This window comes from Mycobacterium neglectum, from assembly GCF_002591975.1.
Lineage (GTDB): Bacteria > Actinomycetota > Actinomycetes > Mycobacteriales > Mycobacteriaceae > Mycobacterium > Mycobacterium neglectum.
The window spans coordinates 26,108-34,031 of sequence record NZ_NVQE01000055.1 but is presented as its reverse complement, the minus strand read 5'-3'; the positions used below and the strand labels follow the sequence as shown (position 1 = coordinate 34,031).

The following is a 7,924-nucleotide window of genomic DNA, read 5'->3' as shown; positions in this document are numbered from 1 at the left end:
CTTCCCAACCAGCGCGCCAACGCCGGTCTTGATCGAGATCCTGTTTCCGTGATGATCATCCTCGGGAAGGTGCGCCCACTTTCACGCCACCTCGCCGAGGCTCATCCACAGGTTCTGATCATTGCTCCGGTGCGCGTCGACCCCGACGGTAGGAAGACCGGGTCGTAGCCGAATCCGCCGTCGCCGCGCGGCTCCCGGACGATGGCGCCAGGCCACTCACCGCGCACCACAACTTCGCCTGCATCAGACACCAGTGCGCACGCCGATACGAAGGCAGCATCGCGCCGCGAGTCAGGCACATCACTCAACTGTCCCAACAACAACGACGTGTTGGACGAGTCGTCGCCATGGCGTCCCGACCATCGCGCCGACAACACTCCGGGCATGCCGTTCAACGCCGCCACCTCGAGGCCCGAGTCGTCGGCCACCGACGCCAACCCCGTGGCGCGGTAGGCGTCGCGCGCCTTCGCCAACGCGTTCTCCTCGAACGTCGCACCGGTCTCCGGTGCCTCGTCGAACGCCGCGACATCGTCGAGCGACAACAGCGTCAGCCCCGAGACTCCCGCAGCATCGAGTACGCGGTGCAGTTCTGCCAGCTTCTTGCGATTGCGACTGGCGACAAGTAGACCGGTCAGGCTTAAACCCTTTGTGAGCATGCCAACAACTGCTTGTAGTAGCTAGCGCCGAGGGTATCGCTACAGCGTCGGACGTCAATGAACGACGTCAAGGAACGCCAACGAAGAGGGGGAGTAATGGCAGAGAACAACAACGGCGCAATCGAGGCCGTCCGGGGCATTGTCTCCGGTGCCATCGGGTTCACCAAGCAGGTGGTCGGTTTGATCCTGAGCCGCGGCGATCTTCAGGAAGAAGGTCGGGCGCAGGTCGAGAAGGCCTCACACCAGCTTGATGCAGCCCGGGCAGAGGCCGAAGCGGAGACTGCCCGCGCCAAGGCCAAGGCACAGGAGACGCGTCAGAAGGCCGCCGCCGGCACATCCAAGTAATCGATCATCGAAACACCCTCGGCGCACCGCAGCCGAGGGTGTTCTCGTTGGCGCCTAGCGGCCAGACCTCAGCTTCCGAACGCTTTCTTCGCCGGCTCCGAGGACTCCGGCAGCACTCCGGGATAGGGCAGCTCCAGAGCCTCTTGCTGGATCACGAAGATCTGCTCACACGCGGCCATCGCGGCGTCGAGCATCTTGTCCAGCGTCGAGCGCGGGAACGTCGCCCCTTCACCGGTGCCCTGGATCTCGACCAGGGTTCCGGTGTCGGTGGTGACGACGTTCATGTCCACCTCGGCGCGGGAGTCTTCCGAGTAAGGCAGGTCGACACGGACACGGCCGTCGACCACACCGACACTCACCGCGGCGATCGCGCACGACAACGGCCGCGGATCCGATAACTTGCCCGCCGCGCCCAGATACGTCACCGCGTCGGCCAGCGCCACATACGCACCGGTGATCGCCGCGGTACGCGTGCCGCCGTCGGCCTGCAGCACATCGCAGTCGATCGCGATGGTGTTCTCCCCGAGTGCGCCCAGATCGATGCAGGCACGCAGTGACCGCCCGACGAGCCGGCTGATCTCCTGGGTGCGGCCCCCGACACGGCCCTTGACCGACTCGCGGTCGGAGCGGTCGTGGGTGGCGGCCGGCAGCATCGCGTACTCGGCGGTCAGCCAGCCCTGCCCGGAACCCTTACGCCAGCGGGGCACACCTTCGGTGACGCTGGCGGTGCACATGACCCGGGTCTGGCCGAACTCAACAAGCACCGACCCGGCGGGATGAGTGGTGAAGCCGCGCGTGATGCGAACCGGTCGCAGCTCGTCGTCAAGGCGGCCGTCTTCTCGTCTGGACACGTGGCCAACCCTATCCGGTGGGCCCGACGCGCCTCAGGACCGTGCAACCTCGAAGGACTCGCCGCACACCACGGCGTGCACCGGACCGTCGAACTCAGCCTTGGCCTCACTGATGACGTCTTCGCGCGATGTCCACGGCGGGATGTGCGTCAACAGCAGTTCGCCGACACCGGCGTTGGCCGCGGCCCGGCCGGCCTCCGTCCCCGACAGATGCAACCTCGGCGGGCGCTCCGGCGTATGCGTCCACGACGCCTCACAGAGAAAGACATCAGCCCCACGGGCCAGGTCGATCAAGGCATCGCAGTATCCGGTGTCGCCGCTGTAGACCAAGGTGGCGCCCGTCGGATCGGAGATCCGGAAACCGTACGACTCGGTGGGATGGCAGACGAGGCGAGGCACGACGTTCAACGTGCCGATCTCCACCCCGCGGTTGTCCACCCAGTGACGGATGTCGAAAATATCGGAGAAGTCGTCGATCTCCCCACCTTCGGGCGACGACGCCGCACCCAGCCGAGCCCAGGTATTGGCCGGGCCGTACATGACGCCACGCTCCTGTGCCGGCGACGGGTGATAGCGACGCCACACGAATAGGCCAGGAAGGTCAAGACAGTGGTCCGCGTGCAGATGCGAGAGGAGTACGTATACGGAATTCGGATCGGCATAGCGCTGCAGCGCACCCAGCACGCCGCCGCCGAAATCGAGAACTAGCGGCGGGGTATCGGGGGCGGTGACCAAATAACCGGACGCTGGCGAATCAGGCCCGACAACACTGCCGGAGCAACCGAGTACGGTGATTCGCACACTCACTAGCTTGCCATGCCCACCATCCGCAAGACGAAAACATCGCCCGTTTGCGTGGCCGAATTCATTTTTTCACTTCAGCAGGGCGCTGAACGGGGCGAACACCCTCGACTGTCGGGCCAAGGAATCGACCCGCAAGTGTGGTGAACGCCTCAGGATCGCCGGTCGCCTCGAAACGGCGGCGAACAGCGGGTCCCCCGTCGCCCGGATGGGGATGTAGCAAATCAAGTTCGGTGAGCACCCGAAGCAAGTCCTTGGCGGTCTCCTCGGCGCTGGACACCAGTGTCACGTGATCCCCCATCGCGAGTTGGATCAGGCCCGACAGCATCGGGTAGTGCGTGCACCCCAGCACCAACGTGTCGACCTCGGCACGTTGGAGCGGCTCCAGATATCCCTCCGCGAGGCCGAGCACCTGGCGCCCGCTGGTCACTCCACGCTCGACGAAGTCGACGAATCGGGGGCACGCCACCCCGATCACTTCGGTGTCGCGCGCCGCCGCGAACGCGTCGTGATACGCCCTCGACGCGATCGTCGCCTCGGTTCCGATGACGCCGATGCGGCCGTTGCGGGTGGCGGCCACGGCACGACGCACGGCAGGCAGGATCACTTCGATCACGGGCACGGGTGCGTACCGCTCCCTGGCATCGCGCAGGCATGCCGACGACGCCGTATTGCATGCGATCACAAGCGCTTTGACACCACGCTCGACGAGGTCGTCGCCGATCGCCAACGCATGCGCGCGGATCTCAGGAATGGTCAACGGGCCGTAGGGGCCGTTGGCGGTGTCGCCGACATAGATGATGTCTTCGTCGGGCAGCTGGTCGATGATCGCGCGGGCGACCGTCAACCCGCCGACCCCGGAATCGAAGATCCCGACGGGCGCAGTTGCCGAACTCACGGCGTCAGGTTGTACGGGTTCTTCGCCGCGACCTTGCGGTGATCGCGCGCCTTACGCTCCGGCCCGGACAGCAGATACGCCGCGACGACGCCGGCGACCGCACCGCACAGGTGGCCCTGCCACGAAACCCCGGGGGTGCCGGGCAGCACCCCGAACAGGACGCTGCCGTAGACCAACAGGACGACGACACCGACCACGATCTCCCACACCTTGCGAGTGAAGAATCCGAACACGATCAGGAACGCCAGCCAGCCGAAGATCAGTCCCGAGGCGCCGATGTGGTTCGTCTCGCAGCGCACGCCGACGTAGGGGCAGTGCGCGCCGATATTGCCGAGCAGCCAGGTGCCGAATCCGCCGAGAATCCAGACGATCGCGGTGGCGAAGATGAACCGCGACAAACCCGCGAGCGTCATCAGGAAACCGAGGATGAGTGCCGGAACGGTATTGGCGATCAGGTGATTCCAGTCTGAGTGCAGCAGCGGCGCCCAGATGATGCCCAGCAGTCCGTCGGTCTCCAGCGGCCGGATGCCGTTGTTGTCCAGGCGGTGGTTGGTCAGCGAGTCCCACAATTCGATGACCCACAGCAGCACGACGAAACTGATGATCGTCACGCCGCCGACGATCCAGGCGGGCCGCTTCTTCGGCGCCGCCGACGTCCCCGGGTATCCGGGACCTGTCAAGCCCATAACTGCCCTTCCAACGCGTCCTCCGCGTCATCCAGGCTACCGGCGTACGCACCGGTCGACAGATACTTCCACCCGGCGTCTGCGACGACGAACGCGATGTCGGCCTGCTCGGACGCCTTGAGCGCCTTGGCCCCCATTCCCAGAGCGGCGTGCAGCACCGCACCGGTGGAGATGCCGGCGAAGATGCCTTCCACCTGGACGAGCTCGCGGGTGCGCTTGACCGCGTCGTAGGAGCCGACGGAGAAGCGGGTGGTCAGCACGTCGGGGTCGTACAGCTCGGGGATGAACCCCTCATCGATGTTGCGCAGCGCGTAGACACCCTCGCCGTAGCGGGGCTCGGCCGCCACGATCTGGACGTCGGGCTTGTGCTCGCGCAGATACCGCCCGGTCCCCATCAGCGTGCCGGTGGTGCCAAGGCCCGCCACGAAGTGGGTGATCTCCGGCAGGTCGGCCAGCAGCTCGGGGCCGGTGCCCTCATAGTGCGCAAGGGCATTCGACTCGTTGCCGTACTGGTAGAGCATCACCCACGAAGGATTCTGCAGCGCAAGCTCTTTCGCGTGAGCGACCGCGGTGTTCGAGCCCCCCTCGGCGGGTGAGTAGATGATCCGCGCACCGTAGAGCTCCAGCAGCTGCCGTCGCTCGATGGAGGTGTTCTCGGGCATCACGCAGATCATCTGGTAGCCCTTGAGCAGCGCCGCCATGGCCAGCGAGATGCCGGTATTGCCACTGGTCGGTTCGAGAATCGTTGCGCCGGGCTGCAATTCACCCCGCCGCTCGGCATCCTCGATCATCCGCAAAGCGGGCCGGTCCTTGATGGAACCGGTGGGGTTTCGATCCTCCAGCTTGGCCCATAACCGCACGTGCGGCTGATCGTCGTCGCCAGCCCATCGCGGCGACAGCCGCTGCAGGCCAACCAGCGGCGTATCGCCGAGCGCCTGGATCAGGGAGTCGTATCGAGTCACTCAGCCACCTGCGACGGCGGGCAGGATCGTCACCGAATCCCCTTCGGAGACCACGGTATCCAGCCCTCCGGAGAACCGCACATCCTCATCGTTGACATAGATGTTGACGAAGCGGTTCAGCTTGCCGTTATCCATCAGGCGATCGGAGATTCCCGAGTAGTTCGCCTCGAGATCGCTGATCACCGCACCCACGGTTTCGCCCGCTGCGGTGACACGCTTCTCGCCGCCGGTGTGGGTGCGCAGAATGGTTGGGATCGACACGGTGACAGACATGGGCCGGTCACTCCTTTCAAAGTTCTAGTACTGCTCGACGATCTTGACGGGTTCTTCGGTGACGACGCCGTCGAGGATGCGGTAGCTGCGCAGCTCGTGCTCGTCGGGGTCGCGCGTGGACACCAGCACGTAGTGCGCGTCCGGTTCGGACGCATACGCGATGTCGGTGCGGCTTGGGTAGGCCTCGGTGGCGGTATGCGAGTGATAGATCACGATGGGAGCCTCGTCAGCGTCTTCTAGGGCTCGCCACACCTTGAGCTGCTCGCCGGAGTCGAACCGATAGAACGTCGGCGAGCGCTCGGCGTTGGTCATCGCGATGAATCGCTCCGCGCGATCGGACCCCTCTGGTCCCGCGATCACCCCGCACGCCTCGTCAGGGTGGTCGGCGCGGGCATGGGCGACCATGGCGTCGACCAACTCCGCTCGGATCACCAGCACTGTCTTCCCTTTCCCCGCGAAACTGCATTCCGGCAGCAGAATGTCGAGTAGACACCTGCTGGAATACAGTTTCGCCGACAATTCATTCGAACGCTCCGGGCAACATGTCCCGGTACGTCGGTATTCCTGCTACCGACTCCGCGGCCAGCACACCGACGAGGACCGCGCGGGCCAGACAGTCCGCGGCGGCCGCCCCGAGCGCGGTGATCAAGGGCACCTCCGGCGACATCGACGCCGGGGTCGTCGGATCCGGCGGCACCTCGATGGCACCGGTCGCCAGCGCAAACACCGTATCGCCATCGAGGGGGGTGTGGCACGGCCGGATGGTGCGTGCGAGCCCGTCCTGGGCGGCGACGGCCATCCGGCGGCATCCGGCCTTGCTCAGCACCGCGTCGGTCGCGACGACCGCGATGGTGGTGTTGAGCGGGCTGAGCTCGGAGTGGCGGTCGGCGTACGCGGCGATCTGATCGGCCGGCGGAGCGATGAGACCGAACTCCTCGATCTGGTCCGCGAGCCAGGGCAGCCCCGTCGCCGGATCTACAGCGTCACCAGCGGCGTTGACGACCACGACGGCTCCCACCGTCACCCCGGATTCCAGCATCACCGAAGCGGTGCCGACCCCGCCTTTGAGCACGCCGACGCGAGCCCCGACGCCTGCTCCCACCGTGCCGATGGCCACCTCGATGCCTGCGCTCTCGGCGGCGGCCCGACCGAACTCCGCATTCGGACGGCACTTCCATCCGCCGACCGGAAGATCAAAAATCACCGCGGAAGGAACGATCGGCACCACACCGTCCTCGATCGCCACCCCCCGGCCCCGCTCCTCGAGCCACTCCATCACGCCGTGGGCTGCGGCCAGACCGAACGCGCTACCTCCGCTGAGCACCACCGCGTCGACATGGCGCACCGAGTTGATCGGGTCGAGCAGGTCGGTCTCGCGCGTGCCGGGCGCGCCGCCGCGGCAATCGACGGCCCCCACCGTCCCCGGCGGGGTCAGCACGACCGTCGTACCAGCGGCCCAGCCCGAACCGAGCTCGACATCGGGATCGATCCGGTGGTGATGGCCGACGAGGATTCCGCCGACGTCCGTGATCGCGCCCATCGCTATGACTTCCCCATCATTGACAGCACCAGGTACTCCTGCAGCACGGTCAGCCACTGGTACACGTCCAGATGACCCGCCATCGGATGCTCGGGCGGCATTTCGGCAGGCCCATCCTGGGCGACTCCGAGCATGGTGCCCAGCGCGAGCCGCATGTCGTTGACCGCCGCGACCCACGCGTGCGCGTCGTCCTCGGTGAGCTCGAGTTTACCGCCATGGGGCGGCACGGTATTCAGTAACCGTTGCGCCGCTTCACGTTTGGCTTCGATGATCTCCGGCTCATGGAGGCTGCGCAGCGCGCTGTTGAGGCTCTCGGCGGGACCGGAACCCGCCGGATGGTCGGTCTGGGGACGGAAGAAGTCCGGTAGCAGCCGCTTCATCGTCTCATCCTCCGGAGGCGACGAGTGGCCGGTGCGCATTCCAGTTATCTCTTCGAGTTCATCAGCAGGAGATGATGATTCACGGTCGTCGAGCATCCCGACCATTGACGTCGCCAGGTTCTGCAACAGCGAAACCTCGTGCGCGGCCAGCGCCGATCGGAAGCGCGGGCCGTCGGCGGCATCGACCCGTTTCCATTTGCGCACAGTCGGGTCAGCGGTCCTGCTGAAGGGTCGCCCACAAACCCGCGGCGTGCAGCTTGGAGACGTCGACCTCCATCGACTCCCGGCTGCCCGCCGACACCACAGCCTTACCCTCCTCGTGCACCTGCATCATGAGTTTAGTCGCGTGGGGCTCGCTGTAGCCGAAGAGTTTCTGGAAGACATACGTCACGTATGTCATCAGGTTGACCGGGTCGTCCCAGACCAGGGTGACCCAAGGGCTATCCGTCGCGTCAAGCGTGGCGACGTCCAGTTCCTCGCGAGTTCCCGGTCGGGCCTTCGCTGGCGTAACCATGTGGATAAGGATAGCCCG

Annotated in this window: 11 protein-coding genes and 1 pseudogene; 1 reads left to right on the top strand and 11 read right to left on the bottom strand. The window is 65.8% G+C overall.

The annotated features are described in order from the left end of the window. Positions 1-116: 116 nt before the first annotated feature. Positions 117-656 (bottom strand): annotated as a pseudogene (locus CSQ99_RS27570) (non-canonical purine NTP pyrophosphatase); the annotation flags it as partial. A 57-nt stretch (positions 657-713) separates the two neighbouring features. Between CSQ99_RS27570 and mbp1 the strand changes: the two are divergent. Beyond that, positions 714-1,001: a microaggregate-binding protein 1 gene (mbp1, locus tag CSQ99_RS27565; RefSeq protein ID WP_425437886.1), complete on the top strand. Its 288-nt coding sequence runs from the start codon at positions 714-716 to the stop codon at positions 999-1,001. Positions 1,002-1,069: 68 nt separating this feature from the next. Here the strand turns inward: mbp1 and rph are convergent, their stop codons facing one another. From rph to clpS, 10 genes are all read right to left on the bottom strand, one after another. Next, positions 1,070-1,852, bottom strand: a complete 783-nt coding sequence (gene rph, locus CSQ99_RS27560; RefSeq protein WP_099042171.1) for a ribonuclease PH — start codon at positions 1,850-1,852, stop codon at positions 1,070-1,072. A gap of 33 nt (positions 1,853-1,885) precedes the next feature. After that, positions 1,886-2,659 (bottom strand): cyclic nucleotide-degrading phosphodiesterase, encoded by a 774-nt coding sequence (locus CSQ99_RS27555; protein WP_099042170.1) that lies wholly within the window; start codon positions 2,657-2,659, stop codon positions 1,886-1,888. 58 nt (positions 2,660-2,717) lie between these two features. Next, a complete protein-coding gene (gene murI, locus CSQ99_RS27550) occupies positions 2,718-3,551 on the bottom strand; it encodes a glutamate racemase (protein WP_099042169.1) in 834 nt (277 codons plus the stop codon). Further along, positions 3,548-4,237, bottom strand: coding sequence for a rhomboid family intramembrane serine protease (locus CSQ99_RS27545; RefSeq protein WP_099042168.1), 690 nt, complete (start codon positions 4,235-4,237; stop codon positions 3,548-3,550). The genes murI and CSQ99_RS27545 overlap by 4 nt, the downstream gene beginning before the upstream one ends. Further along, a complete protein-coding gene (locus tag CSQ99_RS27540; protein WP_099042167.1) occupies positions 4,228-5,199 on the bottom strand; it encodes a cysteine synthase in 972 nt (323 codons plus the stop codon). The genes CSQ99_RS27545 and CSQ99_RS27540 overlap by 10 nt, the downstream gene beginning before the upstream one ends. Further along, entirely contained in the window at positions 5,200-5,472 is a 273-nt protein-coding gene (locus tag CSQ99_RS27535) for a MoaD/ThiS family protein (RefSeq protein ID WP_099042166.1), read from the bottom strand. A gap of 24 nt (positions 5,473-5,496) precedes the next feature. Beyond that, complete coding sequence (locus CSQ99_RS27530; protein ID WP_099042177.1) at positions 5,497-5,910, bottom strand: M67 family metallopeptidase; 414 nt, start codon at positions 5,908-5,910, stop codon at positions 5,497-5,499. Positions 5,911-5,992: 82 nt separating this feature from the next. Next, on the bottom strand, positions 5,993-7,012 hold the full coding sequence (locus CSQ99_RS27525) for a P1 family peptidase (protein WP_099042165.1): 1,020 nt from the start codon (positions 7,010-7,012) through the stop codon (positions 5,993-5,995). A gap of 2 nt (positions 7,013-7,014) precedes the next feature. After that, positions 7,015-7,596: an oxidative stress transcriptional regulator AosR gene (gene aosR / locus CSQ99_RS27520; protein ID WP_099042164.1), complete on the bottom strand. Its 582-nt coding sequence runs from the start codon at positions 7,594-7,596 to the stop codon at positions 7,015-7,017. Between the two features lie 7 nt (positions 7,597-7,603). After that, entirely contained in the window at positions 7,604-7,906 is a 303-nt protein-coding gene (clpS, locus tag CSQ99_RS27515; protein ID WP_099042163.1) for an ATP-dependent Clp protease adapter ClpS, read from the bottom strand. Positions 7,907-7,924: the final 18 nt, after the last annotated feature.